This window comes from Variovorax sp. RA8, from assembly GCF_901827175.1.
GTDB lineage: Bacteria > Pseudomonadota > Gammaproteobacteria > Burkholderiales > Burkholderiaceae_C > Variovorax.
The window spans coordinates 943,991-968,874 of record NZ_LR594662.1 but is presented as its reverse complement, the minus strand read 5'-3'; the positions used below and the strand labels follow the sequence as shown (position 1 = coordinate 968,874).

Genomic DNA, 24,884 nt, shown 5'->3' with positions numbered 1-24,884 from the left:
GCACCTTCAGACGGCGGGTCGCTTGGACGCCTTGGCCGGTTGCGGTTCCTCGCCTTCGCGCGTTGCGCGCCGGCTGTTCAGCCACTTGCCGATCGCCACCACGAACATGGCGCCGAGCGCGGGGACCACCGTGTGCAGCGCGTGCTGGCTGGCAGCCCAGCCGGCAATGGAAGGATCCGACATCGCCATTTCGCCAGCGACCCAACCGAGCAGCGCTGCGCCGAGGACGATGATGACCGGGAAGCGGTCCATCAGCTTCAGGATCAGGGTGCTGCCGAAGATGATCAGGGGAATGCTGATCACGAGACCGAAGACCAGCAGGGGGACATTGCCCTTGGCCGCAGCGGCGACGCCGACGACGTTGTCCAGGCTCATGACGAGGTCGGCCACCACGATGGTCTTGACGGCCGCGGCCAGGCCGGAGTGGCCTTCGAGATTCGTCTCCTCTTCCTCCTCGCGGAGCAAGCCGATGCCGATCCAGACCAGCAGCGCTGCGCCGACCAGCTTGAGGTACGGCAAGGTCAGCAGATAGACGGCAAAGAAGGTCAGGACGACGCGCAACACGATGGCGCCGACGCTCCCGAAGAGGATGGCCTTCTTTTGCTGGGCGGGCGGCAGCGAGCGGGAGGCCATCGCGATGACGACCGCGTTGTCGCCGCTCAGGACAATGTTGATCAGGATGATCTGCGACAGGGCGATCCAGAAGTCGGGACTCGACAAAAACGACACGGTGTCTCCTTGGTGGATGGGTCCGGAACCACAGCGGTTCCGCCTCGTCCGAGCGTAGAGACCTGTGCTGTCACCTTACTGCCGGCGCGCTGACAGCCGGTTGTCCGCGAGCTGTCAGCAAGCTTACAAGGCGCTGCCGTGCCGATCGGCATCGCGCAGCGGGAAGAAGACGCTGAAGGTGTTGCCCACGCCGTCGGTGTCTTCCTCCAGCGTGATGCGCGCGCCATGCATCATGGCGATCTCGCTGACGATCGCAAGACCAAGACCGCTGCCATCCTCCTGCGTTCCGAGGAGGCGATGGAAACGTTCGAAGATGCGGGCGCGCTCCTGGACCGGGATTCGAGGGCCATCGTCGCTGATGGCCAGGCGGCATTGGCCGCTTCCCGCCTGGCCGGCCTGCACGGTCACCCGGCCGCCCGACTGGCTGTAGCGGATCGCGTTGTCGATCAGGTTGTTGACCAGCTCGCGCAGGCGGTCCCGGTCGGCGTCGATCATCAGCGGATGGTCGGCACCTTCGAAGCCCAGGTCGATGTTGCGCTTGATGGCCTGCGGCACCCAGTCCATGCTCACCTCCAGGGCGTGGGCATTCAGGTCCAGCGGCTGCAGTTGCATGGAGTCGAGCGCGCCGGGCTCGTTGCGGGCCAGCGAAAGCAGCTGGCGCACCAGCCTCGACAGCCGGTCGGCGCTGATGTAGAGCTGCGCGAGCGAGTGGCGCACGCGCTGCGGATCGTTCTCCCGCAAGGCCAGCTCGATCTGCGCCTTCAGGCCGCTGACCGGCGTCTTCAGCTGGTGCGCGGCGTCCGCGACGAAGCGGTTCTGGAAGTCGAAGGTGCGCCCGAGGCGTGCCATCAATTCGTTGACGTCGTCCACCAGCGGACGCACCTCTCCCGGAACGTCGTGCGTGTCGATCGGGCTCAGGTCCAGGTGCGAGCGGTTCGATACGGCACGCCGGAGGCGCTGCAGCGGCTCGAGCCCGCGCGAAACCCCGAACCACACCACCGCTGTCGCCATGACGATCAACAGCAGCTGCGGCAGCACCACGTTGGCGACCATCTCCCAGGTGAAGCGCGCACGCTTGTTGAGCGTTTCGGCCACCTGCACCAGGACCCGCGGAGGCCCGGCGTCCGGCCCGACAGGCATCCAGGCCACCATCATCCGCACCGGCTCGCCGCGCACCTCGTCGCCATAGAAGTCCGGCCCGGCGGTTTTCTCGATGCGCCGCGGCGGCAACTGCGCATCGCCGCCCAGGTCGGCGCCGTCCTCGCCGAGGACGCGGTAGAAGAGCTGGTCTTCCTGATCGAGCAAGAGGATGTTGGCCGCGGCCTCCGAGAGTTCGAGCCGGGGACGCGTTCCGTCGAGCTTCACATGCAGCGCGATCTCACGTCCGATCTCGTGCAGCGCGCGGTCGTAGGCGAGGTTGGAGAAGCGCAGCGAGTTCCAGTAGGCAACGGCGGTATCGAGCACCAGCAGCACGGCGAGCGGCCCGAGCAGCCAGGCCAGCAGCTTGCGCTGCAGCCGAGGCTCAGCCCTCCACATCGCTGCTGTCGATCAGGTAGCCCATGCCGCGCACGGTCCGGATCTCGCAACCGAGCGGCTCCAGCTTCTTTCGCAGCCGGTAGACGTTGACCTCGATCGCGTTGTCGCCAACCTCCTCGCCCCAGCCGTAGAGGTGGTTGACCATGTGCTCCTTGCTCACGACACGCCCGGCGCGCATGAGCAGCAGTTCCAGCAAGGCGAGCTCGCGCGGCGACAGCTCCAACGGCCGCTTGTCGTGGAAGACGCGGCGGCCCACGGTGTCGAAGCGCAGCTGGCCATGTTGAAGGTCGGGGGTGGACTGGGTACTTCGGCGCAGCAGCGCCCGCACGCGCGCTTCGAGCTCCGGCAGGTCGAAGGGCTTGGCCAGGTAGTCGTCGGCACCCAGATCGAGTCCGCGCACCCGGTCTGCGAGGGTGTCGAAGGCGGTGAGCATCAGCACGGGCATGGTGGACTTGCGGCCCCGCAGGCGCTTCAGCACATCCAGTCCGCTCAGCCCGGGCAGGCCGATGTCCAGGATGGCCAAGTCGTAGGTGCCCGGGGCGAGGGCATGGTCGGCCTCCTCGCCGGTGGAGACGACGTCGACGGCATGAGCGGACTGCACCAGCGCCCGCGAGAGCGCATCCGCCAGCACCCGGTCATCCTCGACGAGCAATATCCGCATTGAATTCCTGACTGCGTGTCTCCGCAGGCGATGCTAACCGCAAGTCCCTCGCGCGCACCGGCCGCGGCGCGACGGGGGCGCCGGGCGCATACCGCGGGTGGCGCACTTCGCGCACACTCCGGGTTGCCCATCCCAGCCCCCGCACCCATGTCCGCCCCCCGTCCCGACCTTGCCAGAACCACCTTCAGCGTCCTCACGCTGGCCTTGCTCATCGGCTCCTCCCTCTGGATCCTCCGACCCTTCCTGGGCGCCACCATCTGGGCCGCGATGGTCGTCGTCGCCACGTGGCCCGCCTTCCTCTGGATCCAGGCGCGCTTGTGGAAGCGCCGCAGCCTCGCTGTGCTGGTGATGGTGGTGATCCTGCTGCTGCTGTTCGTGCTGCCGCTCACGCTGGCGATCTCGACCATCGTGTCCAACGCGGAGGAAGTGGTCGCGTGGGTCCGGCTGCTGATCAGCCAGGGCCCGCCCACCCTGCCCGGCTGGGTGGAACGCCTACCGCTGGTGGGGACGCGGCTGACGCAGGCCTGGAACGAGTTAGTGGCCGCCGGCGTGGCGGGCCTGGAGGACAAGGTCACGCCCTACATCCGGCAGGTCACCTCGTGGCTGCTCGCGCAGGCGGGCGTGGTGGGCGCGCTGACGCTGCAGTTCCTGCTCACGGTGGTGATCGCCGGGATGATGTATGCGGGCGGCGAGTCGGCGGCGGATGTGGTGCGGCGCTTCGGCTTCAAGCTCGGCGGCCAGCGCGGGGAAGATGCGGTGGTCCTGGCCGGCAAGGCAATCCGCGGCGTGGCGCTGGGGGTGGGGGTCACGGCCTTCGTGCAGGCGGTGATGGGCGGCATCGGCCTGGCGATCGCAGGAGTGCCCTTCGCGGCGCTGCTCACGGCGGTGATGTTCATGCTGTGCATCGTGCAGGTCGGCCCGACGCTGGTGCTGGCGCCGGCGGTGCTCTGGGTCTTCTGGAGCGGATCGACGGGTTGGGGCATCTTCCTGCTGGTGTGGACGGTGATCGTCGGCACGATGGACAACTTCCTGCGCCCGCTACTGATCCGCCGCGGCGCCGATCTGCCGCTGGTGCTGATCTTCGCGGGGGTGATCGGCGGACTGCTGGGCTTCGGGCTGGTCGGCATCTTCGTGGGCCCGGTGATGCTGGCGGTGTCGTATACGCTGATCCACGCCTGGCTGCACGATGCCGAGCCGCTGGCGGGCGACGCCGCGCGGCACTAGGCAGGGCTTCGGCACCTCGCCCGCGCACGGCGAAGAAAGTAGCATCGAGCGGCACTTCATCCCATGAACGAACGCCTCTTCCTCCGCCTCCACGACGACCCGGTGCAAGGGCCCGAGGCGGATGCGCCCGCGGGCACGCTGCGGGCCCTTCCGGTGAGCGCGGCGCTGGATGCGCATGTCTCGCACATCCTGCTGTGCAGCGAGTACGTGGCGGCGGGCCAGGAAGTGATCGAACGCGTGCTGCCCGATGGGGCAGCTCGGTTGATCTTCGATTTCGGCGACGTCTGCAGTCCTTTCGCGGTTGTGGCCGGAGCCTCGACGGCGCCGGCACTGGTGCGCTTGCGCGGCCGGATCGATGGCGTGTCGGTCACCTTGCGACCCGGCGGGGCGGCCGGCCTGCTGGGGCTGCCGGCCGGCGAGTTGGCGGGTACGGCCGTGCACCTGGACACGCTGTGGGGTGGCGAGGGGACGCGGTTGCTGGAGCGCATGGCTCAGGCGCCGGGCGACGCCACACGCATGGCAGTGCTGCATGCTGCCTTGCAGCCCCGGCTGCGCGAGGCCGACGGCGCAGCCGCGACGCGGCGAGCCGCCACGCAGGCGGCACGGCTCATCGCCGCATCGGGCGGAAGGCGGCCGCTGCGCGAGGTGGCGGAGGCTATCGGCGTCGGGGAGCGGCGTCTGCAGCAACTGTTCCACGCCCATGTGGGCCTGTCGCCGCGTGCCTGGAGCAGGCTGGCGCGGCTGCACGGCTGCCTGCGCGCACTGCGCCGGCAGGCGCATCCCGACTGGGCCCAGATGGCGATGGACCATGGCTACTACGACCAGTCGCACCTGGCCAACGAGTTTCGCGCTCTGTGCGGGCTGACGCCGACCGAGTTCCTGGGGCGCGCCGTTTCGGGTTCTTCCAAGACAACGGATTGAAGACGCCCTACCGTTCCCCGACTCGACAAGGAAGCGAAGAAAGGAACAGCGGATGCAGCAACAGCAGCAACAGTCAAGTCTCCAGGATCGCGTGGCCGTGGTGACCGGCGCCAGCCGCGGCGCTGGGCGCGGCATCGCCCAGGAGCTGGGCGCGGCCGGCGCGACCGTGTACGTGACGGGACGCAGCACGCGCGAGCAGCCGGCCGGCACCTATGGGCAGCTGATGGGCCTGTCGGGCCTCGACACCCTCCCCGGCAGCATCGACGAGACGGCAGAGGAAGTCACGCGCCTGGGTGGGCGCGGCATCGCGGTGCGCTGCGATCACACGCGCGAAGAAGAGGTCGCGGCGCTGTTCGCGCGTGTGGAGCGCGAGGCCGGCCGCATCGACCTGCTGGTGAACAACGCCTGGGGCGGACACGAGACCTTCAACGGCGTGTTCGAGGCTCCGTTCTGGGAGCATCCGCTTTCCAACTGGGACTCGATGCTCGACCGCGGCGTGCGAAACCACCTGCTGGCCAGCCGCGTCGCGGCACCGATGATGGTGCGCCGCAGGCGCGGGCTGATCGTGACGACCACCTTCTGGGATCGCGATCGCTACCTGCGCGGCAATCTGTTCTACGACCTGGCCAAGGCCTCGATGACGCGCCTGGCCTTCGGAATGGCGCAGGAATTGCGGCCGCACGGCGTCGCCTCCCTGGCGGTGTCGCCCGGATGGATGCGCACGGAGTTCGTCCTGGCCGGGCACAAGACCGACGAGGCGCATTGGCACGAGCAGCCTGCACTTGCACGCACCGAATCGCCGCGTTATCTGGGGCGGGCGGTGGTGGCGCTGGCGCGGGATGCCGGCGTGCTGGACAAGAGCGGCAGCGTGCACCGCGTCGCGGACCTCGCGCACGAGTACGGGTTCACGGATGTCGATGGACGGCCAGTGCCCGCGTTTGAACTCGACGGAGGCTGAGCCCCCTCACCCCGGCCTTCTGACGCCTGCGGGAGACAACGCGATGGGGCTCAGCTCGCACTGCGGCGGTAGAAGGCGAGCGATCCCGCCAGCGCCAGCAGGGCGCCGCCGCAGCAACGGTCCAGCCACAGCACGGCGCGCCGGCGCAGGAGCTTGACTGCACGCGCGCCGATCACCGCATAGGCCAGCATCACCGAGAAGTCCAGACCCGCGAACACGAGACTGATGGCGGCGTATTGCGGCCATTGGGGCGCACTGGGGTCGATGAACTGCGGCATCAGCGCGGAGCAGAAGAGATAGCCCTTGGGGTTCGTCACCGCCACCAGGAAGGACTTGGCGAAGATGGCGCGCGGGCTGCCCCCGCCGCGGACCGCGTCCTGCTGCGAAAGATCCAGGCTGCCCTGCGAACGCAGCAGGCGGATGCCCAGCCAGGCCAGGTAGCCCGCGCCCACCCACTTGAGCACCGAGAACCAGAACTCCGAGGCAGCCAGCAGCGCGCCGAGGCCCAGCGCGACGGCGCCCACCAGCACGAAGTCGGAGGCGACCGCACCGAGCATGCCGGGCAGCGCGCGGCGCACGCCGAAGCGCGACCCGTTCGCCAGCGCCAGTAGCACGGTGGGGCCGGGGGTGGCGATGGCGATGAGCGCCACGAAGGCAAAGACGAGCAGGGTCGGGGTGTGCATGCTGGCGAGTCCTCCGGTCGGGCGAGCATGATAGTCCTCGGGCCACTGCGTCGCGAGCCGCCCGCCCAGGTTCGCCCGCCTTGCGCCGCGCTGGGCAATCCCGTACCCTGAACCGCCAACCGGGCGGAGCATGCTTTTTCCACCGGACCGCCCAAGGCGCCTCGCGAGGCGCAAGGAGATGTCCATGCCAAGCCGATCGAACGGCCTCGCGGCCGAAATGGAAGCGGTGCGAACCCTGGCACTCGTCGGAGCGCCTGCCTCGGGCAAGACCACCCTGGCCGAGGCCCTGCTGCTCAAGTCCGGCGCCATCGGCGCGCCGGGCAGCGTGGAGCGCGGCAGCACGGTGAGCGACTTCGATCCGCTCGAGCGGCGCATGCAGCACTCGCTCAACGCCTCGGTGATGCATCTCGCGCATGCGGACACACGCATCCACTTGCTCGACACGCCCGGCGGCGCCGACTTCCTGGGCCAGAGCCTGCCGGCGCTGGAGGCAGTGGAAACGGCGGCGGTGGTGATCAACGCGGCCATCGGCGTCGAGCCGATGGCCATTCGCATGATGGAGCACGCGGCCGGACGCAAGCTGGCGCGCATGGTGATCGTCAACAAGATCGACTCGCAGGGTGTCGACATGGCGGGCCTGCTGGCGCAGATCCAGGCCGCCTTCGGCCGCGAATGCCTGCCGGTGAACCTGCCCGACGACGGCGGCACCCGGGTGCTCGATTGCTTCTACAACCGCGAGGGCGGCTGCACGATGGGTGACGTGGAGACGGCGCACCGCGCGCTGGTCGAGCAGGTGGTGGAGGTGGACGCAGCCTTCGTCGACCGTTACCTCGAGCAGGGCGACGTCGATCCCCGCGAACTGCATGCGCCGCTGGAGCAGGCGCTGCGCGAAGGTCACCTGATCCCGGTGTGCTTCGTCTCGGCGCGCAACGGTGCCGGGCTGGGCGAGCTGCTGGACGTGATCGTCAAGCTGCTGCCCGACCCGACCGAGGCCAATCCGCCGGCCTTCCTGGTCGGCGAGGGCGAGGAGGCGCGGCCGATGGAGGCGAAGCCCGACCCGTCGCTGCACGTGCTGGCGCATGTGTTCAAGGTCACGGTCGATCCGTACGTGGGCAAGATGGGCATCTTCCGCGTGCACCAGGGCACCGTCACGCGCGACAGCCAGCTCTTCGTCGGCGACGGCCGCAAGCCTTTCAAGGTGAACCACCTGTTCATGCTGCAAGGCAAGGAGTACACCGAGGTGTCGCGCGCGCTGCCGGGCGACATCGTGGCGGTGGCGAAGGTGGAGGACGCCCACTTCGACGCGGTGCTGCACGACGCGGCCGAGGACGACCATGTGCACCTGGCACCGCTGGACTTTCCGATCCCGGTGCACGGCCTGGCGATCGAGCCCCAGCGGCACGGCGACGAGCAGCGGCTGTGGGAGATCCTGGGCAAGCTGGTGGACGAGGACCCCTGCCTGCGGGTGGAACACGTGGCGATCACCAACGAGACGATCGTCTACGGGCTGGGTGAGCTGCACCTGCGCGTACTGCTGGAGCGGCTGCGCGAGGTGTACCGCTTCGAGGTCAACACGCGGCCGCCGCGCATTGCCTACCGTGAGACGGTGACCGGGCCGGCCGAGGGCCACCATCGCCACAAGAAGCAGACCGGCGGGGCCGGCCAGTTCGGCGAGGTGTTCCTGCGCGTGGAGCCGCTGGCGCGCGGCGCGGGCTTCGAGTTCAAGGACGAGGTCAAGGGCGGGGCCATTCCGTATCAGTTCATCCCGGCCGTCGAGAAGGGCGTGCGCGAGGTGCTGGAGCACGGCGCGATCGCCGGCTACCCGGTGGTGGACGTGCGCGTGACGGTCTACGACGGCAAGAGCCACAGCGTGGACAGCAAGGACATCGCCTTCGCGACGGCGGGTCGCAAGGCCTTCATCGCGGCGATCCAGGAGGCGCGGCCGATCGTGCTGGAGCCGGTGGTGAAGATCGACATCGCGGCGCCGGACAGTGCGATCGGCGACATCACCGGCGACCTGTCGTCGCGGCGCGGCCTGGTCAGCGGCACCGCCAACGCGGCCGCGGGGACAGTGCTGGTGCGCGGCCAGGTGCCGATGTCGGAGCTCTCGGGGTACCAGTCGCGGCTCAATGCCATGACCAGCGGCCAGGGACGCTACACCATCGAGCTGTCGCACTACGAGCCGGTGCCACCCTCGACGCAGCAGCAGCTGATGTCGCAGCACAAGGTGCGCGATACGGAGTAAGGCGGCGCGCGCCGGCCAGCCTGCGCCTCGCAGGCGGATGGCAGCGCGATTCCCCGTGCCATCGTCGATCCCGGCCTACACCGGCAATGCGGCGCCGCGTCTATGAAGAAGACGCTCGAACGAGGAGTCCTCTCATGGAACTGAAATCCTGGCTCGCGTCGCTGAAGGAAGCAGATGCGCGCCGGCCCGACCTGCCGGGCGAACACCTGATCGTGCTGGCCACCGGCCTGCTGCTGCTGATGGCGACCGGGCGCAGCCGCTCGCTGATCGGCCGTGCGCTGATCGGTGCCGCGGCGGGCGCCTTCATCGGCCGTGCGGCCAGTGGGACCGGCGGCGTGGCGCGTCTGGCGGCCACGCTGGAGCAGTTCCGAGGCGGCCGAGGGCCACGACGAGGAGAAGCCCGATGACCTCGAAGTACGCGCGGCTGCTTCGCCCGCTGCGGCAACATGGCGCCGTCCTGGTGGCGGCTGCCGCGATGGCGGCGTTGGCCGGTTGCAGTGATCGGGAAGCGGCCAAGAGCCGCGAGAACGTCGACGCCGCCGTCGAGAAGACGCAGGACGCGACGGTCGCCGCCGCGCGCAAGGCTGCGGACCTGGCGGAGAAGGCGCGCGACAACACGGTGAACTACTTCAAGTCGCCGGACGTGAAGGAGGACGTCGATGCGGCCAAGCAGGCGCTGAAGAACGCCGGCAGCGCTCTGGGTTCATCGGCCAACGACACGGCCGTCACGGCCTCGGTGTCGGCCGCGATCGCGCGCGATCCGGAACTCGGTCCGCGGCAGATCGATGTCGCCTCCAACGCCGGCGCCGTGCGGCTGAGCGGCTCGGCGCCGAGCGCCGAGGCGAAGGCGCGCGCCGAGCAGATCGCGCGCACCGTGAACGGCGTCGACAAGGTCGACAACCAGATCACCGTGACCGCGACGAATTGAGCGAAGGCGGCGAGCCGGCCGTCAGGCCCCGGTCGTCACCTGGGCCGGCTTCCCGGTCTGGAGCGCCACTTCCTCGCCCTTGATCCGCGCCTGCACGGCGCGCACGGCGTTCCGCACGCGTTCGCCATAGTCGGCATCGGCCTGGCGGAAATGCCCGATCGAGCGCTCGATGATGTCCTGGCGCGTCACCTGGCCCAGGCTGCCGGCGATGTTGGCGACCAGGCGGCCCTTGGCGGCCTCGTCCATCAGGCGGTAGAGGTCGCCGGCCTGCACGAAGTCGGTGTCCTCGCGATGCGGGGTCCACGCATGGCTGCCGGTCCAGCCGTGCACTTCGAGCGGCGCGTAGATCTGCTCAGCGCTCTGCCTGGGTGCGTCGCCGAAGCTGTTGGGTTCGTAGTTGGGGCTGCGGCCGGCGTTGTCGTAGCGCATGGCACCGTCGCGGCCATAGTTGGCGGCACGGGTGGCGTGCGGGCAGTTCACCGGCAGCTGCGTGTGGTTGATGCCCAGGCGGTAGCGCTGGGTGTCGCCGTAGCTGAAGAGCCGGCCCTGCAGCATCTTGTCGGGCGAGGGACCGATGCCGGGCACGAAGTTGGCCGGGTTGAACGCCGCCTGCTCGATCTCGGCGAAGTAGTTGTCGGGGTTGCGGTTCAGCGTGAGGGTGCCGATGTCGATCTTCGGGTAGTCCTTGTGCGACCAGACCTTGGTCAGGTCGAAGGGGTTGAAGCGGTAGTGCTGCGCCTCGGCCACGGGCATGATCTGGACCTGCACGCGCCAGCTCGGGAACTCGCCGCGCTCGATGGAATGCAGCAAGTCCAGGTGGTGGTAGCTGGGCTGCTCGCCGGCCAGGCGCATGCCCTCCTCCGCCGTCAGGCAGTCGATGCCCTGGTTGGTCTTGAAGTGGTACTTGACCCAGAAGGCCTCGCCCTTCGCATTGACCCACTGGAAGGTGTGCGAGCCGAAGCCGTCCATGTGGCGAAAGCTCCGGGGCAGGCCGCGGTCGCCGAACAGCCAGGTGAACTGGTGCGTCATCTCCGGCGAGTGGGAGAAGAAGTCCCAGACGTTGTTGGGCTCCTGCACGTGGCTGTAGGGGTCGCGCTTCTGCGTGTGGATGAAGTCGGGGAACTTCAGTGGATCGCGGATGAAGAAGATGGGCGTGTTGTTGCCGACCAAGTCGTAGTTGCCCTCTTCGGTGTAGAACTTCAGCGCGAAGCCGCGCGGGTCGCGCTGGGTGTCGGCGCCGCCGGATTCGGGCGCGACGGAGGAAAAGCGGGCCAGCACCTCGGTCTTCTTGCCGGCCCGGGAGAGGAAGCGGGCCTTGGTCCATTTCGTGACGTCGGCCTTGACCTCGAAGACGCCGTAGGCGCCGGAGCCGCGGGCGTGTACCACGCGCTCGGGGATGCGCTCGCGGTCGAAGCGGGCGAGCTTCTCGATCAGGTGGTGGTCCTGCATCAGCACCGGGCCGTTGGGGCCCGCTGTCTGCGAGTGCTGGTTGTTCTCGACGGGGGCACCGCTTTCGGTGGTGAGCTTGCGGGGATCGGTCATCGGGCTTCCTCGTTCGTGGTCAGGAGCCTTGCATTCTGGCCATGAACCCGCGATCCGGGGATGACATCCCCCTATCCTGCCGATAGGCAGCTATCTCGTTGGGAATGGCGCCCGCTTCAGAGCATCAGCGCAACCGCAGCCTCGAGATGCTCCGAGGGCTGGCGCCGGAAACCCGAGCGCGCGAAGCGCTGCAGGCGGCCGACCACGAAGGCGGTGAGCGCGGAGGCACGCACCTGCGCATCGACGCTGGGCGTTGCCGAGCCTTCGGCAGCCGCGGCGCCGCGCAGGGCCTGGCGCAGCGTGGCCTCGATCTTGTCGAAGAACTGGTTCATGCGGTTCTGCAGGCGCTCGTTCTCGTAGACCAGCGCATCGCCCACCATCACACGGGTCATGCCCGGGTTCTTCTCGGCGAACTGGACCAGCATCGCGATGATGCGCGCGGCCTGCTCCTGGCCCGGGGCGGAGCGCTCGGTGATCTGGTTGATCAGCGTGAACACGCTCTGCTCGATGAAGTCGATCAGGCCCTCGAACATCTGCGCCTTGCTCGCGAAGTGCCGGTACAGCGCGGCTTCGCTCACCTCGAGCCGCGCGGCGAGGGCCGCGGTCGTCACCCGCTCGGCGCCCGGCTGCTCCAGCATGGCAGCCAGCGCCTGGAGGATCTGCACGCGCCGTTCGCCCGGCTTGGGACGCTTTCGTGTCGGTGCGGCCACCGGCTCTGGACTCACGGAACTCAGCGGGGCACCAGGGGCGCTTGTCTCTTCGTTCTGCATGGGCAGGGCAAAATGTAAAAAATTGATTCTCGCACAGCGCAGTAAGCGCGTGCCAACCGGGCATGCACTGTACGTCGCGCAGAATCAACGGATTTCAAACGACACCGGCGAAAGAGAACGATGAGCCCAACGATTCTGGTGACCGGCGGGGCCGGCTTCATCGGCAGCCACACCTGCGTGGCGCTGGCCGCGGCAGGCTATGTGCCGCTGATCCTGGACAACCTCGGCAACAGCGACGTGCGCGTGCTCGACCGGCTGGCCCGCATCATCGGCACCGCGCCGCGCTTCGTCGAGGGCGACGTGCGCGACCGCGCGCTGCTCGACCGGCTGTTCCGCGAGGAGGCGATCGGCGGCGTGATCCATTTCGCCGGCCTCAAGGCGGTGGGCGACTCGGTGGCCGACCCGATCACCTACTACCAGAACAATGTGCATGGCAGTTTCGTGCTGACCGAGGCGATGCAGGCGGCGGGCGTGCGCACGCTGATCTTCTCCTCCTCGGCCACGGTGTACGGCGACCCGGACAGTTCGCCGATCCCCGAGAGCGCGGCGCTGCGGCCTGCCAACCCCTACGGCCGATCGAAGCTGATGGTGGAGGACGCGCTGCGCGACCTGCATCGCGCACACCCGGCGTGGCGCATCGCGCTGCTGCGCTACTTCAACCCGGTAGGCGCGCACGAAAGCGGCCTGATCGGCGAGCACCCCCAGGGCAAGCCCAACAACCTGATGCCCTTCGTGAGCCAGGTCGCGGTGGGACTGCGCGACAAGCTCTCGGTGCACGGCGGCGACTACCCGACGCCGGACGGCACCGGCGTGCGCGACTACGTGCATGTGATGGACCTGGCCGAGGGGCATGTGGCGGCGCTGCGCCATGCCGAGAAGCAGCCGGGTCTGGTGACGCTGAACCTGGGCACGGGCCAGGGCGCCTCGGTGCTCGACGTGGTGAAGGCCTTCGAACGGGCCAGCGGCAAGACCATCGCCTATGAGATCGGGCCGAGGCGGCCGGGCGATGTGCCCGCCTACTGGGGCGATCCGGCGCTCGCCGAGTCGCTGCTGGGCTGGCGTGCGCGACGGGGGCTGGACCAGATGTGTGCGGACAGCTGGCGCTGGCAGCAGGGGAATCCGACGGGCTACGCCTGAGCACCGGGCTGCGGCAGGTCGTTCTCCGCAACCCACCGCATGGAACCAAGTTCGCTGGCCTGCCACAGAGGGACTGGAATTTCACCCAGACCCAAGGAGACACAATCATGCACACGTTGAGCAAATCCGCTCGGCTTCGGGCGCCGGCATTCCGCATCGACGCGTTCAACCCACAGGCCCCGCAAGCGCGGCCGGGGCAACAGACCCGGCAGTACGTGAGCTGGTCCGTGCTCAGGCTCCTCCAGCGCAGCCCCTGGGCAGCGACACTTATGCGCAACTACCAGCTCCAGCGCCCGGGAGAGTGCGTGAGCAATTCGGAGGCTATGCAGGAGAACATCCTGCATGATCTACACAGCCGAGGCCACGTCGAGATTTCGGGCAGCAGCGATACCGGCCGGAGTTTGCTCCAGCGACTGCAACAGATGTTCGGCGTGACCAAGGCTCCAGAACTGGATCGGGAGTACCGACACAACCCGACCGTCGACGACATCGTCGGCCTGGTGGAACGGCATGGCCCCTGTGTGCTGAGCCTCGCACGAATGCTCCCATCCGACCAGGGAGGAACGCAGTATGCCGGGCACCATGCCATCGTGGTGATTGGCACCTTCACGGCGGAAGGGAGGAACTGGGCCATAGTCCTGGATGGAAATGACTTGCAGAGCCACCCCGTCATGGAGCGGGTGCGTGCCTACGCGGACAAGTACCACGACGGACATCTTGAAGCGATCACCGAGGGCGCCCTCTCGGCCATCCAAACGGAAATGGACCAGGCCGGCGAGTCTTGGGATTCCAGGCAGATGGTTTACTCGCTGATCGACCTGGACAAGTCGGTTCCGGAAGCAGACAAGGCTTACCGTGCCTACCGGAGGGATCTCGACATGAACGGCAGCTACTCGGACCTGGCGCCAATCACCTTTCCGAATTCGATCTGCGTCACCACCAATGCATCGGTGAAGGCCGATTCGATGCCCGAGGCGATGAAGCACGAACTGGCACGTATCGTGGGATCGCAGCCGGACTCGTTCTCGCGACTGAAGGTGAGAGCGGCGCCCGACGAACTGTAGGCACCGTCTCCTCGAGCCGGATCTCCTTACCTGGCCCGGATCATGGTCCCGTAGGCCTGGTCCGTGAGGATCTCCAGCAGCATCGCATGCGGCACCCGCCCGTCGATGATGTGGACCGCGTTGACACCGCTCTTGGCCGCGTCCAGCGCGCCCTCGATCTTCGGCAGCATGCCGCCGGAGATGGTGCCGTCGGCGAACAGGTCGTCGATCTCGCGGGCGCTGAGGTTGGTCAGCAGCTTGCCGTCCTTGTCGAGCACGCCGGGCGTGTTGGTCAGCAGCATGAGCTTCTCGGCCTTGAGCACGGTGGCCAGCTTGCCGGCCACCACGTCGGCGTTGATGTTGTAGCTCTCGTTCTCCTCGCCGAAGCCGATCGGGCTCACGACGGGGATGAAGGCGTCGTCCTGCAGCGCCTTCACGACCCCCGGGTCGATGGCGACGATGTCGCCCACCTGGCCCACGTCGTGCTCGATGCTCGGGTCGTTGCGGTCCGCCATCTTGAGCTTCCGGGCGCGGATCAGGCCGCCGTCGCGCCCTGTCAGGCCCACGGCCTTGCCGCCCGCCTGGTTGATCAGGCCCACGATGTCCTGCTGCACCTCGCCGGCCAGCACCCATTCGACGACCTCCATGGTCTCCGCGTCGGTCACGCGCATGCCCTGGATGAAGTGGCCCTTCTTGCCCAGCCGGTTGAGCGCAGCCTCGATCTGGGGGCCGCCGCCGTGGACCACCACGGGGTTCATGCCGACCAGCTTGAGCAGCACCACGTCTTCCGCGAAGTCGGCCTGCAGGGCCGGATCGGTCATGGCGTTGCCGCCGTACTTGATGACGATGGTCTTGCCGTGGAACTTGCGGATGTACGGCAGCGCCTGGGCCAGGATCTCGGCCTTGTCGCGCGGGGGAATATTGAGGACAGGATCGGTCATGGTGCTCACGCTGAAAAGACGACGGGATTTTGCCGGCAAATCCGGAAAACACCGCAGGACCGGCTTTGCAGGGACCCCTGGTGTTGCCCGCGGTGAGGGAAACACCGCGGAACCGGCTTTGCCGGGCCGCTGGTGTTGCCCCCGGTAGGGGGTGGGCGGCTACACGAAGTGAGCCAACCTGGGGGCGAGCAACATCCGCACCGCGGAACCGGCTTTGCCGGGCCGCTGGTGTTGCCCCCGGTAGGGGGTGGGCGGCTACACGAAGTGAGCCAACCTGGGGGCGAGCTCAGGTCTTCAGGGGCGCAGCCAGCGCGGGACCTTGAAGCGCACGATCATGAAATACGCCGCCACGTAGGTCGCGACGAAGAGCGCGCAGAAGGCCATCAGCACCGGCGTGTTGTTCCAGAACAGCACGGCCGGCACCACCGTGAGGGCGGCGAAGATCCACAGGTAGGGCGAGGTGCGGTTGTTGCGCGCCAGCAGTTGGCGCGCCTCGTCGTCGGCGAAGGCCACCCGCACGATGCGGCGGAAGATCAGCTGGTGGAAATGCAGCGCGTCCGGGTCGCCCGGCGACTGGCCGCGAACGAAGCGGCGGTAGACCGAGAACACTGTTTCCCACACCGGGTAGATCAGCAGCAGCATCGGGAACCAGGGCGAGACCACGCGGTGCCGCTGCACCAGCGTGACCGCGGCCAATGCGATCACCATGCCCCAGACATAGGCGCCGCCGTCGCCGGCGAAGATCTTGCCGCGCGGGTAGTTCCAGATCAGGAAGCCCGCCGTCGCGCCGACCAGGCAGATCACCATGGCGGCGAGCTGCCGGTCGCCCACCTGCAGGGCCACGTGCGAGATGGCCAGGCAGACCAGGATCGCCACCGTGGCGGCCAGGCCGTTGTAGCCGTCGATGATGTTGAAGGCGTGCGGCAGGCCGCCGATGGCAACCACCGCGAACAACATCGCGGCATAGGGCCAGGCCTGCAGCCAGCCGTCGACAGCGGGAATGCCGACGCGCGCGACGCCGAGCTTGAGCAGCCAGCACAGGAGCAGCGCCGAGCCGATGGTGATGCCGAGGCGGTAGCGCACCGAGACGCGCTGGGTCAGGTCCTCGGCGATGCCGGCGAGCACGGCCGGAGCCAGGCACAGCAGCGCGACGCCGGAGGCCTTGACCGGCCAGTTGACGTTGAAGGGATCGGACGGCAACCCCGCCACCAGCCAGGCGATGCCGGTGCCCAGGAACATGCCGGCGCCGCCGAGCCGCGGCACATGGCCTTTGTGGAAGCGCTGCGGCATGTCGGTACCGTAGCGGCGCGCATGGCGGCGGGCGCGCCGCATGAACAGCTGCACGGCAATGGCGGAGATGAGGAAGCTGACGACGATCAGGGTAAGCATGGGCGGAAGGCGGGAGGCGGGAGGCCCAGGAGCCTGCTCCTAGAATCCCCGGGCGAAATTAGACCATGCCCACATCCCCGTCCCCTTCCCCCGCCGTCACGGTCTCGATCGTGAGCCATGGTCAGCTCGAACTCATCCGCCCGCTGCTGGACCAGCTCGACCGCTTCAGCCGTGCGACGACGGCCAAGGTGCTGCTCACGCTGAACATCCCCGAACCCGATGCGCTGGCGGGCGGGCAATGGGGCTTTCCGATCGAGCGGATCGAGAACCAGCGGCGCATGGGCTTCGGCGCCAACCACAACCAGGCCTTCGCGCGCTGCGAGACGCCGTGGTTCCTGGTGCTCAACCCCGACATCCGCTTCGACGCCGATGTGCTGGCGCCGCTGCTCGCTCACGCCCCGGCGGATGCCGGCCTGCTGGCGCCGCGCATCCTGGAGCCCGGCAAGACCACGGCGGAGCAGCACCGCGCCATCATCACGCCGCTGGAGATCCTCACGCGCCGGCGCCCGGGCTACGCGATACCGGCCGAACCCGCCTGGATTCCGGGCCTCTTCATGCTGTTCCGCAGCGAGGCGTACCGACAGATCGGCGGCTTCGACGAGCGCTTCTTCATGTACGGCGAGGACTTCGACATCTGCGCGCGCCTGCGGCTGGCCGGATGGAAGCTCTCGATCGCGGAGCACCTGCAGACCCGCCACGATGCACAGCGCGCGAGCCACAGCAGCAAGCGGCACCTGTACTGGCACCTCACGAGCCTGCTGAAGGTGTGGAGCTCGGGGGCGTTCTGGCGCTACCGCCGGCTGGAAGCGGCGTCACGCGCCGCAGGGCGTTAGCCGCGCTCCAGCAGGTCCTGCGCGATGGCCTGCCTGCCGCGGCCGAAGCGCTCGTAGCGGCCGCTCGCGGCCTCCCGCAACACCGGCAGCAGGCGGGCCACGCGCGAGGCCGGCAGTTCGGCCCGGAAGCGCTGGTGCGCCACCTTGCCTCGCTGCGCGTCGACGATGGCCGCCGGCACCTGGCCCTGCAACGCCAGCAGGCGATCGAGCAGCGACTGCGCGCGGCGCCAGCGCTGCATGTGCTTGCTGCCGCGCGCCTGCATCGCCTTGGCGAGCTTGTCGGTCAGGGTGGGTCGCTTGGCGCCGATCTGGTTGCTGCCGTGCTGGCGGTAGTCGATGAGGGCTTCGGGCAGCACGTCCAGGCGGCCGGTGGCCGCGGCGAGCGCGGCCAGCCATTCGTCGTGCACCCACTCGTCGGAAAAGGGCAGTGCCGCTGCAAGCAGGCGGCGCCTGAACATGGTGGTCGCGCCGGTCACGAGGTTGCGCCGCAGGAACACTTCGAAGGCGCGGCCCTGGCCGATGGCCTCGAGCTCCCAAGGCTGCACCTCCAGCGCATGGAACAGCGTGTCGCCCAGGGGCCTCAGTTCGCCGTCCACGAGCCGCGCATCGGTGTGCAGCAGCAGCAGTTCCGGCTGCGCCTCGAAGCAGGCCGCCATGCGCGCGAGGCGGCCCGGATGCCAGATGTCGTCCTGGTCGCTGAGGGCGATCAGCTCGTGCCGGCAGGCGCGTATCGCCTGCTCGAAGTTGCGCGTGACGCCGAGGGCCGGCCGGTTCTCGAACACGGTCAGCGCAACACTCGACGCGGCACCGCAGTCCGCCATGGCCTGGCGCACGACGGCCACGCTGTCGTCGCTGGAACCGTCGTCCGACAGCACGATCTCGCGCGGCGGCGGCTCCTGTGTGCAGATGCTCTGCACCTGCGCCGGCAGATAGCGCGCGCCATTGCGCGTGCACAGCGCGACCGAGACGCCCAGTGCCATCAGAGGGGCGCCAGGCGCGGGGGCCAGGCGTAGCTGAAGTCCTCGCGCGCCAGCATGAGGTTGGGGCTGTAGGCGGGGTCGTTCTGGAGGACGTGGTCCCAGCGCTGATGCATGTAGGCCACCTCGCGTTCGAAGCGCGCACGCTTCTCGGGCGACAGGTCCTTGCCGCGTGTCGCGGACTCGTGGTGCATCAGCTCGGCGTACGGCGTCCACACAATCCGGTAGCCAGCCTCGCTCACACGGAGGCAGAAGTCCACGTCGTTGAAGGCCACTTGCAGATTGACCTCGTCGAAGCCGCCGACCTGCTCGTAGATCGACTTGCGCATGACGAGGCAGGCGGCAGTGACGGCCGAGAACGACTGAATCAGGCCGGCACGGCCGCCGTAGCCCTCGCGCCCGGCAGGCATGCCGCGATGCGCGTGGGCTGCGATGCCGCCCACGCCGAGGATCACGCCGGCATGCTGAAGCGTCATGTTCGGATACCACAGGCGCGCACCCACGGCGCCCACGCCGGGCTGCAAGGCGATGGACACCATCTCGGACAGCCAGTCCGGCGTGATCACCTCGATGTCGTTGTTGACCAGTGCGACGAGCTCACCCCGGGCTTGCGCCACGGCCGCGTTATTGAGTGCGGCGTAGTTGAAAGGACGATCATCACGCAGCACGCGGATGTTCGGACGCGTGCCGAGTTCCTTGAAATACGCCAGCGCAGACGGATCGTCCGATCCGTTGTCCACCAGGATGATTTCGTAGTTCGCGTAGCTTGTCTTCGCCTCGATCGACTCGATGCACTGCCTCACCAGCTGCAACGCGTTGCGCGTCGGGATGATCAGCGACACCTGGGGAAGCGCCTGCGGCAACGCGTAGCGCACGCGAAAGCCGAAGCCGAGGTACTCCGCTGCCCCCTGCACACCGGTGCGCGCCAGATGCTCGTTCAGGGCACGTTCGCCGGCCACGGCCGCGTACGGCTTGGCCCCCATCGACTTGGCCGTGCTCTCGCCATGCACGCGCCAGTGGTAGAGCACGCGCGGGATGTGCCGGATCTGCCTCGGCTCGACGCGCTCCATGCAGCGCAGCACCAGGTCCCAGTCCTGCGAGCCCTCGAGTCCGACCCGAAACCCGCCGACCTCGCGCACCAGGTCGGTGGCCAGCACGCCCAGGTGGCTGAACATGTTCTGCGAGCGGAACAGGTCGACATTCCAGTCCGGCTTGAAGTACGGTCCGAAGCGGTGGCCGCCCTCGTCGATCTTGTCTTCGTCGGAGTAGATGAGGCGAGCGTCCGGATGCGCAACGATGCATTCGGCGACGCAGAAGAGCGCGTGGGGCGGCAGCAGGTCGTCGTGGTCCATCAGTGCGAGCCACGACCCGGTTGCGAGTTCGATCGCGCTGTTCGACGAGGCGGAGATGTGGCCGTTCTGCGGCCGGAACACGACCTTGATGCGCGCATCGCTGCGGCTGTAGGCCTCCAGGACCTCGCGCACGTCCTTCGAGGTCGAGGCGTCGTCGGCGATGCACAGTTCCCAGTTGGGGTAGATCTGCGCGCGAACCGACTCGATGGCCTCGCGCAACCATGCCGGGTTAGGGTTGTAGGTCGGCATGACCACCGAGATCAGCGGGCCACCCGCCATCGCCTTCACGCGGCGGGCGAGCTTCTCCAGCAGCTCGGGCGTCAGCGTGTCGTGCTTGCGCACCCAGTTGTCGTAATTGTTGTAGCCGCCCATGCGCCGGCCCAGCTCCCACTGCACACCCGCCCATCCCGACTTGCCGAAGATGCGCCAGGCGCGCTGGATGCGACCGAACAGGCCCGGCCCCCTGAGCAGTCCCAACGGAAAGAGGACGAGGCGGTAGAACAGGGCTTTCATGCGTGGGGGGGGTTCATGCTCTGGATGCGGGGGCGCTCATCGTGCCGACACGAGCGCGGGATCGAGGAAGGTCGCCGCCTTGCGCACGAACCCGGCTCGCAGGTGGGCGCCGTCCTTGTAGACGGGGTCGCCGCCCTCGGCGCTGAGCATGCACTTGTCGTCGGAAATACAGACAGTGGGAGCAGGATCCAGCACGACGGCGCCCGCGCGCTGCGCCAGCTGGCGCAACTGCTCCTGCAGGCGCTTCTGCGTGGGCGGGAAGGGCGCCGACACCGGCGAGGTCGAGGCGGTCATGGTGCCGAGACGGCTGCCGTGAATCAGCAGCCGGGGCTCGAAGTTCGTGCTCAGCGGCGGATTGAGGATCAGGTAGACCTTCTTGTTGGCGGCCCGCAGCAACCCGATCAGCGTCTCCAGCGACACCAGCGAACGCGCCACGCCGTCGCCGCCGCGCAGCATGTGGCGGCCCTGGAGGTCGAGGAAGTAGTAGTGGTCCGGCGGCGGGGGCGCGCTGGAACCCGGGGTCGTCTCTTCGATGTCGAAGTAGCAGGTCCAGCAGGCGCCGAGTATCACGGTGTCGATGTCGTCGCTGAAGGCGAACTTCAGCAGCTGCTCGCGGCGCGGTCCACAGGCCAGGTCGCGGTCCTCGAAGAGGTGCGGCACCGGCGGGCAGGCACCGCGCGTGCCGAAGTACAGGGTCTTCAGCGCGTCCGGCGCGACGCGGTCGAGCTCGACGGCGCGCGGACCGAACTGCTCGACATGGCTGTCGCCGAGCAGCAGCACGCGCTCCTTGCCCTCGCCGATGGTGTAGACGGTCTCGCCCTTGACCTTGGTCTCCTTCAGGCCGTCGGGGTAGGCCCAGTCGGCGCCGGCCGCGACGATGGCCTGGACGCCCGGGTCGTCGTTGCGCGGCGGCAGCAGGCGCCCGGTGAGCACCATGCCGATGACGGCCACCGCCACCATGCCCGAGGCCAGGCCCCTGACCACGCCCTCGTTGCGGCGCCGGCGCAGCCGGAGCTCGACGAAGCGATAGGTGAGCCAGGCCAGCAGCACGGAGGCGATCACGGCCGCGATGCGCGTGGTGCGATCGGGCTCGGCGCCCTCGACGATGCGCGCGTAGGCCAGGAGCGGCCAATGCCACAGGTACAGCGGATAGCTGATCAGGCCCACCCACACCATCGGGCGCGACCCCAGCAGTCGGCGGTTGAGCCAGGCACCCGGCCCCGCGGAAATGCAGAGACAGGCGCCCAGGACGGGCAGCAGCGCCCACCAGCCCGGGAAGGACTTGCCCCGGGTGATCAGCACCAGGCCCAACCCGATCAGCAGCAGACCGGACACGCTGCGCAGCTCGCGCCTGTACCAGTTGCGATGCGGCTCGCGTCGCAGCGCGTTCCACGCCAGCAAGGCGCCGGCGGCAAGCTCCCACATGCGCGGCAACGGCGAATAGAAGGTGGCGGTCGGGTGGCGTTGCACCGCGTACACGTTGAGAAGGAAGGACAGCCCCGTCGCCACCCACATCCAGGTGCCCAGGTGGCGCCCTTGCCCGCCCCGGAAGCGCCAGGCGAGGCCGAGGAACACGGGCCAGAAGATGTAGAACTGCTCTTCTACGGCGAGCGACCACAGGTGCAGCAGCGGCTTGGTCTCGGCGCTGGTGTCGAAGTAGCCGGCCTCGTTCCACAGCGCCAGGTTGACCACGAAGCCGGCGCTGGCCAGCAGGTGCTTGCCCAGCTGGCGGAACTCGTCGGCGAGCAACACATACCAACCGAACGCGAAGGTCGCGGCCATCACGACCAGCAGCGCCGGGAAGATGCGCCGGATGCGCCTGGCATAGAACTCGCGATAGCTGAAGCCCTCGCCGGCCAGGCTGCCGAAGATGATCGTGGAGATCAGGTAACCGGAAATGACAAAGAAGATGTCGACGCCGATGAAGCCGCCCTTGACCCAGCCCGGGAAGGCATGGAAGCCCACGACCGAGAGCACCGCGATGGCGCGCAGGCCGTCGATGTCCGGTCGGTACTTCGGGTGGGCAAGGTGGGGCTGTTCTTCTTGTCGGGGCATGCGAGCGCGGTCTTGGGCTGAGTCGGATCGGTCGGCGACGTGGCGTCGCGGCGCAGCGCGTGATTATCTTCGCAACGGGGTGTGCCCCTCGCGCGCATCGTTCCACAGGGTGCGCTTCGGCTTCGGCCGGTAAAATCGCCGCCTCTCAAAGAGAAGGACAAAAATGCGATTGCTTTCTGTGGTGCTCTCGGGAGGATCCGGCTCCAGGCTCTGGCCCGTTTCCAGGCAGGCGCTGCCGAAGCCCTTCATGAAGCTGGGCGGCTCGACCCTGCTGCAGCAGGCCATCGAGCGCGGACAGGCTTGCGGCACCGGCGACCTGATGGTCGTCACCAACAAGGATCACCAGTTCCTGACCAAGGACGTGCTGCGCCAGATGAGCGATCCGCCGTCGGCCACCTACCTGCTCGAGCCCAAGGGCCGCAACACGGCACCGGCGATCGCGCTGGCTGCCCTGCAGTGCGAGCGCCAGTTCAGCGGCGACACGGTGATGCTGGTGCTCTCGGCCGACCACCTGGTGCCCGACGTGGAAGCCTTTGTCGCCAGCGCGAGCGAGGCCTTCCGGCTGGCCCAGCAAGGCGCGCTGGTGCTGTTCGGCATTTCGCCGACCGTGCCGGAGACCGGATTCGGCTACGTGGAGGTGGAGCGGGTCTCGCGCGAGAGCCAGCCGGTCAAGCGCTTCGTCGAGAAGCCGGACCTGGCCACTGCGCAGGAATACCTGGCAACCGGGCGCTACTACTGGAACAGCGGCATGTTCTGCTTCACCGCGGCCGGAATCATCTCGGCGCTGGAGTCGCATGCGCCCGAAGTGCTCGACGCGGCCCGTCACGCGCTGGGAAGCGCGCAGGCGAAAGGCGACGCGATCAACTTCGACCTGCACGCCTTCGGCCTGCAGCCGGACATCAGCATCGACTACGCGGTGATGGAGCGCGCCGACAACGTGCGCGTAGTGCCCGCCAAGTTCGCCTGGAACGACGTGGGATCATGGCCTGCGGTCGCCAAGGCCCAGCCCTCCGATGCCAGCGGCAACACCTTTCCCGACGACCACGTGGTCGCGGTGGACACCACCGGCACCCACATCCAGGTCGAGAGCCACGGGCCCAAGATCGTCGCTGCGCTGGGGGTGCACGACCTGGTCATCATCGACACGCCCGATGCGCTGCTGGTGGCCCACAAGGACAGCGCCCAGCAGGTCCGGAAGGTGGTGGACATCCTCAAGGCGCGCAGCCACGAGACGGTGCAACTGCCCGCCGTGGTCAACCGCCCCTGGGGCACCTACGCCTCGCTCAAGGAAGAAGACGGCTACAAGGTCAAGCGGATCACGGTGAAGCCGGGCGAGGCGCTGTCGCTGCAATACCACCACCAGCGCGCCGAGCACTGGGTCGTGGTGCAGGGCACCGCCATCGTCCAGATTGGCGACGCGGAACACAAGACCCTGCCCGGCGAATACCGTTACATCCCGCTCAAGGAGAAGCATCGTTTGACGAACATCGGACAGGACGAACTGGTTCTCATCGAAGTCCAGTGCGGCAGCTACCTCGGCGAGGACGACATCGTGCGCCTGGTGGACACCTACGGACGCGTATGAGCAGCACGGCCGCTCCGAAGGCGAATAGCATCGCACCCAAAAGCGAAGGTACTCCAGTGACCCAGGCGCACTCCAATCTTCATCGCAGCGCGTGGTCCGACTGGTGGGAGGGCTCCCGCCGCACCGACATCTGGTGGACGCTGGCTTGGTTCGACATCGTGCTGCGCTACCGCCGCTCGATGCTCGGGCCGCTGTGGCTGACCCTCAGCATGGGCGCCATGATCGGCGGCATGGGGCCGCTGTACAGCTCGCTGTTCGGCACCGAGCTGTCGAAGTTCTTCCCGCACCTCGCGCTGGGCATCATCTTCTGGAGCTTCTTCTCCAGCATGGTGACCGATGCCTGCAATGCCTTCATCGGCTCCAGCAACTACCTGAAGCAGGGCTATTTCCCGATCAGCCTGTTCGTCTGGCGCAGCATGGCGCGCAACTTGATCCAGTTCGCGCACCAGATCGTGCTCTACGTGCCGGTGGCGCTGTGGGCTGGCATCTCGCTGTCCTGGTCGGCACTCCTTTTCATCCCGGCCTTCCTGCTGCTGCTGATCAACGCCCAGGCCCTCGGATTGGCGCTGGGGCTGATCTGCACGCGCTTTCGCGACGTGACCCAGATCGTCACCAGCGTGATGCAGATGCTGATGTTCCTGACGCCGGTCTTCTGGCTCCCGGAGAGCCTCCCCGGCCGCGCGCAGTACATCCTGTACAACCCCTTGGCGCAGATGCTCGAGCTGCTGCGCGTGCCCCTGATGGGCGGCGTTGCCGATGCCCACAACTGGTGGGGCATCCTGGGGTGGACGGTGGCGAGCGTGGTCGTGTCGGGCCTGCTGTTCGCGAAGTACCGCCGCCGCGTCGTCTACTGGCTCTGAAG

At 68.1% G+C, this 24,884-nt stretch carries 22 protein-coding genes; 11 read left to right on the top strand and 11 right to left on the bottom strand.

Translation table 11 applies throughout. The features are described from left to right. Window positions 1-6: 6 nt before the first annotated feature. The 3 genes from E5P3_RS04640 to E5P3_RS04630 form a co-directional block, all read right to left on the bottom strand. Window positions 7-729, bottom strand: a complete 723-nt coding sequence (locus E5P3_RS04640) for a TerC family protein (RefSeq protein WP_162584900.1) — start codon at window positions 727-729, stop codon at window positions 7-9. Between the two features lie 123 nt (window positions 730-852). Further along, on the bottom strand, window positions 853-2,265 hold the full coding sequence (locus tag E5P3_RS04635) for a sensor histidine kinase (protein ID WP_162584899.1): 1,413 nt from the start codon (window positions 2,263-2,265) through the stop codon (window positions 853-855). Then, the gene (locus tag E5P3_RS04630; RefSeq protein ID WP_162584898.1) at window positions 2,252-2,926 is read right to left on the bottom strand and encodes a response regulator; all 675 of its coding nucleotides are present in this window, start codon (window positions 2,924-2,926) and stop codon (window positions 2,252-2,254) included. The genes E5P3_RS04635 and E5P3_RS04630 overlap by 14 nt, the downstream gene beginning before the upstream one ends. A 147-nt stretch (window positions 2,927-3,073) precedes the next feature. Here E5P3_RS04630 and ydiK point away from each other — a divergent pair, with 147 nt between their 5' ends. The 3 genes from ydiK (at window position 3,074) to E5P3_RS04615 (ending at window position 6,029) form a co-directional block, all read left to right on the top strand. After that, window positions 3,074-4,150, top strand: a complete 1,077-nt coding sequence (ydiK, locus tag E5P3_RS04625; RefSeq protein ID WP_162584897.1) for an AI-2E family transporter YdiK — start codon at window positions 3,074-3,076, stop codon at window positions 4,148-4,150. Window positions 4,151-4,213: 63 nt separating this feature from the next. Beyond that, on the top strand, window positions 4,214-5,071 hold the full coding sequence (locus E5P3_RS04620) for a helix-turn-helix transcriptional regulator (RefSeq protein ID WP_162584896.1): 858 nt from the start codon (window positions 4,214-4,216) through the stop codon (window positions 5,069-5,071). Between the two features lie 52 nt (window positions 5,072-5,123). Then, a complete protein-coding gene (locus E5P3_RS04615; RefSeq protein ID WP_162584895.1) occupies window positions 5,124-6,029 on the top strand; it encodes an SDR family oxidoreductase in 906 nt (301 codons plus the stop codon). A gap of 50 nt (window positions 6,030-6,079) precedes the next feature. On the opposite strand, the gene E5P3_RS04610 is transcribed toward E5P3_RS04615, so the two are convergent. Further along, entirely contained in the window at window positions 6,080-6,712 is a 633-nt protein-coding gene (locus E5P3_RS04610) for a LysE family translocator (protein WP_162584894.1), read from the bottom strand. 184 nt (window positions 6,713-6,896) lie between these two features. On the opposite strand from E5P3_RS04610, the gene fusA reads away from it, so the two are divergent. The 3 genes from fusA to E5P3_RS04595 all read left to right on the top strand — a co-directional run bounded on the left by fusA (window position 6,897) and on the right by E5P3_RS04595 (window position 9,885). Further along, the gene (gene fusA, locus E5P3_RS04605; RefSeq protein WP_162584893.1) at window positions 6,897-8,957 is read left to right on the top strand and encodes an elongation factor G; all 2,061 of its coding nucleotides are present in this window, start codon (window positions 6,897-6,899) and stop codon (window positions 8,955-8,957) included. A gap of 134 nt (window positions 8,958-9,091) precedes the next feature. Then, on the top strand, window positions 9,092-9,364 hold the full coding sequence (locus E5P3_RS04600) for a hypothetical protein (RefSeq protein WP_162584892.1): 273 nt from the start codon (window positions 9,092-9,094) through the stop codon (window positions 9,362-9,364). Beyond that, complete coding sequence (locus tag E5P3_RS04595; protein ID WP_162584891.1) at window positions 9,361-9,885, top strand: BON domain-containing protein; 525 nt, start codon at window positions 9,361-9,363, stop codon at window positions 9,883-9,885. Before E5P3_RS04600 ends, E5P3_RS04595 begins: the two co-directional genes overlap by 4 nt. 21 nt (window positions 9,886-9,906) lie before the next feature. Here E5P3_RS04595 and E5P3_RS04590 read toward each other — a convergent pair whose 3' ends face one another. Together E5P3_RS04590 and slmA are read right to left on the bottom strand one after the other, a co-directional pair. Further along, window positions 9,907-11,427, bottom strand: coding sequence for a catalase (locus E5P3_RS04590; protein WP_162584890.1), 1,521 nt, complete (start codon window positions 11,425-11,427; stop codon window positions 9,907-9,909). A 116-nt stretch (window positions 11,428-11,543) separates the two neighbouring features. Continuing rightward, window positions 11,544-12,197: a nucleoid occlusion factor SlmA gene (slmA, locus tag E5P3_RS04585; RefSeq protein WP_162584889.1), complete on the bottom strand. Its 654-nt coding sequence runs from the start codon at window positions 12,195-12,197 to the stop codon at window positions 11,544-11,546. Between the two features lie 120 nt (window positions 12,198-12,317). On the opposite strand from slmA, the gene galE reads away from it, so the two are divergent. Both galE and E5P3_RS04575 read left to right on the top strand, forming a co-directional pair. Further along, window positions 12,318-13,334 carry a UDP-glucose 4-epimerase GalE gene (galE, locus tag E5P3_RS04580; RefSeq protein ID WP_162584888.1) on the top strand — a complete coding sequence of 339 codons (1,017 nt, stop codon included), beginning with the start codon at window positions 12,318-12,320 and terminating at the stop codon, window positions 13,332-13,334. 107 nt (window positions 13,335-13,441) lie between these two features. Further along, a complete protein-coding gene (locus E5P3_RS04575; protein ID WP_162584887.1) occupies window positions 13,442-14,398 on the top strand; it encodes a hypothetical protein in 957 nt (318 codons plus the stop codon). 26 nt (window positions 14,399-14,424) lie between these two features. Here E5P3_RS04575 and argB read toward each other — a convergent pair whose 3' ends face one another. Together argB and E5P3_RS04565 are read right to left on the bottom strand one after the other, a co-directional pair. Next, entirely contained in the window at window positions 14,425-15,318 is an 894-nt protein-coding gene (gene argB, locus E5P3_RS04570) for an acetylglutamate kinase (RefSeq protein WP_162584886.1), read from the bottom strand. Window positions 15,319-15,612: 294 nt separating this feature from the next. Beyond that, the gene (locus tag E5P3_RS04565; RefSeq protein WP_162584885.1) at window positions 15,613-16,707 is read right to left on the bottom strand and encodes a glycosyltransferase family 4 protein; all 1,095 of its coding nucleotides are present in this window, start codon (window positions 16,705-16,707) and stop codon (window positions 15,613-15,615) included. 65 nt (window positions 16,708-16,772) lie between these two features. On the opposite strand from E5P3_RS04565, the gene E5P3_RS04560 reads away from it, so the two are divergent. Continuing rightward, window positions 16,773-17,540: a glycosyltransferase family 2 protein gene (locus E5P3_RS04560; protein WP_162584884.1), complete on the top strand. Its 768-nt coding sequence runs from the start codon at window positions 16,773-16,775 to the stop codon at window positions 17,538-17,540. Here the strand turns inward: E5P3_RS04560 and E5P3_RS04555 are convergent. The 3 genes from E5P3_RS04555 to E5P3_RS04545 are packed head-to-tail and all read right to left on the bottom strand — an operon-like array spanning window position 17,537 to window position 22,437. Continuing rightward, window positions 17,537-18,520: a glycosyltransferase gene (locus tag E5P3_RS04555; RefSeq protein WP_162584883.1), complete on the bottom strand. Its 984-nt coding sequence runs from the start codon at window positions 18,518-18,520 to the stop codon at window positions 17,537-17,539. The two genes, E5P3_RS04560 and E5P3_RS04555, sit on opposite strands and share 4 nt — an antisense overlap. Next, a complete protein-coding gene (locus E5P3_RS04550) occupies window positions 18,520-20,382 on the bottom strand; it encodes a glycosyltransferase family 2 protein (protein WP_162584882.1) in 1,863 nt (620 codons plus the stop codon). Before E5P3_RS04550 ends, E5P3_RS04555 begins: the two co-directional genes overlap by 1 nt. Window positions 20,383-20,418: 36 nt before the next feature. Further along, on the bottom strand, window positions 20,419-22,437 hold the full coding sequence (locus tag E5P3_RS04545) for an acyltransferase family protein (protein ID WP_162584881.1): 2,019 nt from the start codon (window positions 22,435-22,437) through the stop codon (window positions 20,419-20,421). Between the two features lie 163 nt (window positions 22,438-22,600). On the opposite strand from E5P3_RS04545, the gene E5P3_RS04540 reads away from it, so the two are divergent. After that, a complete protein-coding gene (locus tag E5P3_RS04540) occupies window positions 22,601-24,022 on the top strand; it encodes a mannose-1-phosphate guanylyltransferase/mannose-6-phosphate isomerase (RefSeq protein WP_162584880.1) in 1,422 nt (473 codons plus the stop codon). Window positions 24,023-24,078: 56 nt separating this feature from the next. Continuing rightward, window positions 24,079-24,882, top strand: coding sequence for an ABC transporter permease (locus tag E5P3_RS04535; RefSeq protein ID WP_162584879.1), 804 nt, complete (start codon window positions 24,079-24,081; stop codon window positions 24,880-24,882). The last annotated feature ends 2 nt before the right edge of the window (window positions 24,883-24,884 follow it).

Coding starts and splice junctions, on each gene's coding strand:
- E5P3_RS04635 (WP_162584899.1), bottom strand. CDS start 2,265: ATGTGGAGGGCTGAGCCTCGGCTGCAGCGCAAGCTGCTGGCCTGGCTG.
- E5P3_RS04630 (WP_162584898.1), bottom strand. CDS start 2,926: ATGCGGATATTGCTCGTCGAGGATGACCGGGTGCTGGCGGATGCGCTC.
- ydiK (WP_162584897.1), top strand. CDS start 3,074: ATGTCCGCCCCCCGTCCCGACCTTGCCAGAACCACCTTCAGCGTCCTC.
- E5P3_RS04620 (WP_162584896.1), top strand. CDS start 4,214: ATGAACGAACGCCTCTTCCTCCGCCTCCACGACGACCCGGTGCAAGGG.
- E5P3_RS04615 (WP_162584895.1), top strand. CDS start 5,124: ATGCAGCAACAGCAGCAACAGTCAAGTCTCCAGGATCGCGTGGCCGTG.
- E5P3_RS04610 (WP_162584894.1), bottom strand. CDS start 6,712: ATGCACACCCCGACCCTGCTCGTCTTTGCCTTCGTGGCGCTCATCGCC.
- fusA (WP_162584893.1), top strand. CDS start 6,897: ATGCCAAGCCGATCGAACGGCCTCGCGGCCGAAATGGAAGCGGTGCGA.
- E5P3_RS04600 (WP_162584892.1), top strand. CDS start 9,092: ATGGAACTGAAATCCTGGCTCGCGTCGCTGAAGGAAGCAGATGCGCGC.
- E5P3_RS04595 (WP_162584891.1), top strand. CDS start 9,361: ATGACCTCGAAGTACGCGCGGCTGCTTCGCCCGCTGCGGCAACATGGC.
- E5P3_RS04590 (WP_162584890.1), bottom strand. CDS start 11,427: ATGACCGATCCCCGCAAGCTCACCACCGAAAGCGGTGCCCCCGTCGAG.
- slmA (WP_162584889.1), bottom strand. CDS start 12,197: ATGCAGAACGAAGAGACAAGCGCCCCTGGTGCCCCGCTGAGTTCCGTG.
- galE (WP_162584888.1), top strand. CDS start 12,318: ATGAGCCCAACGATTCTGGTGACCGGCGGGGCCGGCTTCATCGGCAGC.
- E5P3_RS04575 (WP_162584887.1), top strand. CDS start 13,442: ATGCACACGTTGAGCAAATCCGCTCGGCTTCGGGCGCCGGCATTCCGC.
- argB (WP_162584886.1), bottom strand. CDS start 15,318: ATGACCGATCCTGTCCTCAATATTCCCCCGCGCGACAAGGCCGAGATC.
- E5P3_RS04565 (WP_162584885.1), bottom strand. CDS start 16,707: ATGCTTACCCTGATCGTCGTCAGCTTCCTCATCTCCGCCATTGCCGTG.
- E5P3_RS04560 (WP_162584884.1), top strand. CDS start 16,773: ATGCCCACATCCCCGTCCCCTTCCCCCGCCGTCACGGTCTCGATCGTG.
- E5P3_RS04555 (WP_162584883.1), bottom strand. CDS start 18,520: ATGGCACTGGGCGTCTCGGTCGCGCTGTGCACGCGCAATGGCGCGCGC.
- E5P3_RS04550 (WP_162584882.1), bottom strand. CDS start 20,382: ATGAAAGCCCTGTTCTACCGCCTCGTCCTCTTTCCGTTGGGACTGCTC.
- E5P3_RS04545 (WP_162584881.1), bottom strand. CDS start 22,437: ATGCCCCGACAAGAAGAACAGCCCCACCTTGCCCACCCGAAGTACCGA.
- E5P3_RS04540 (WP_162584880.1), top strand. CDS start 22,601: ATGCGATTGCTTTCTGTGGTGCTCTCGGGAGGATCCGGCTCCAGGCTC.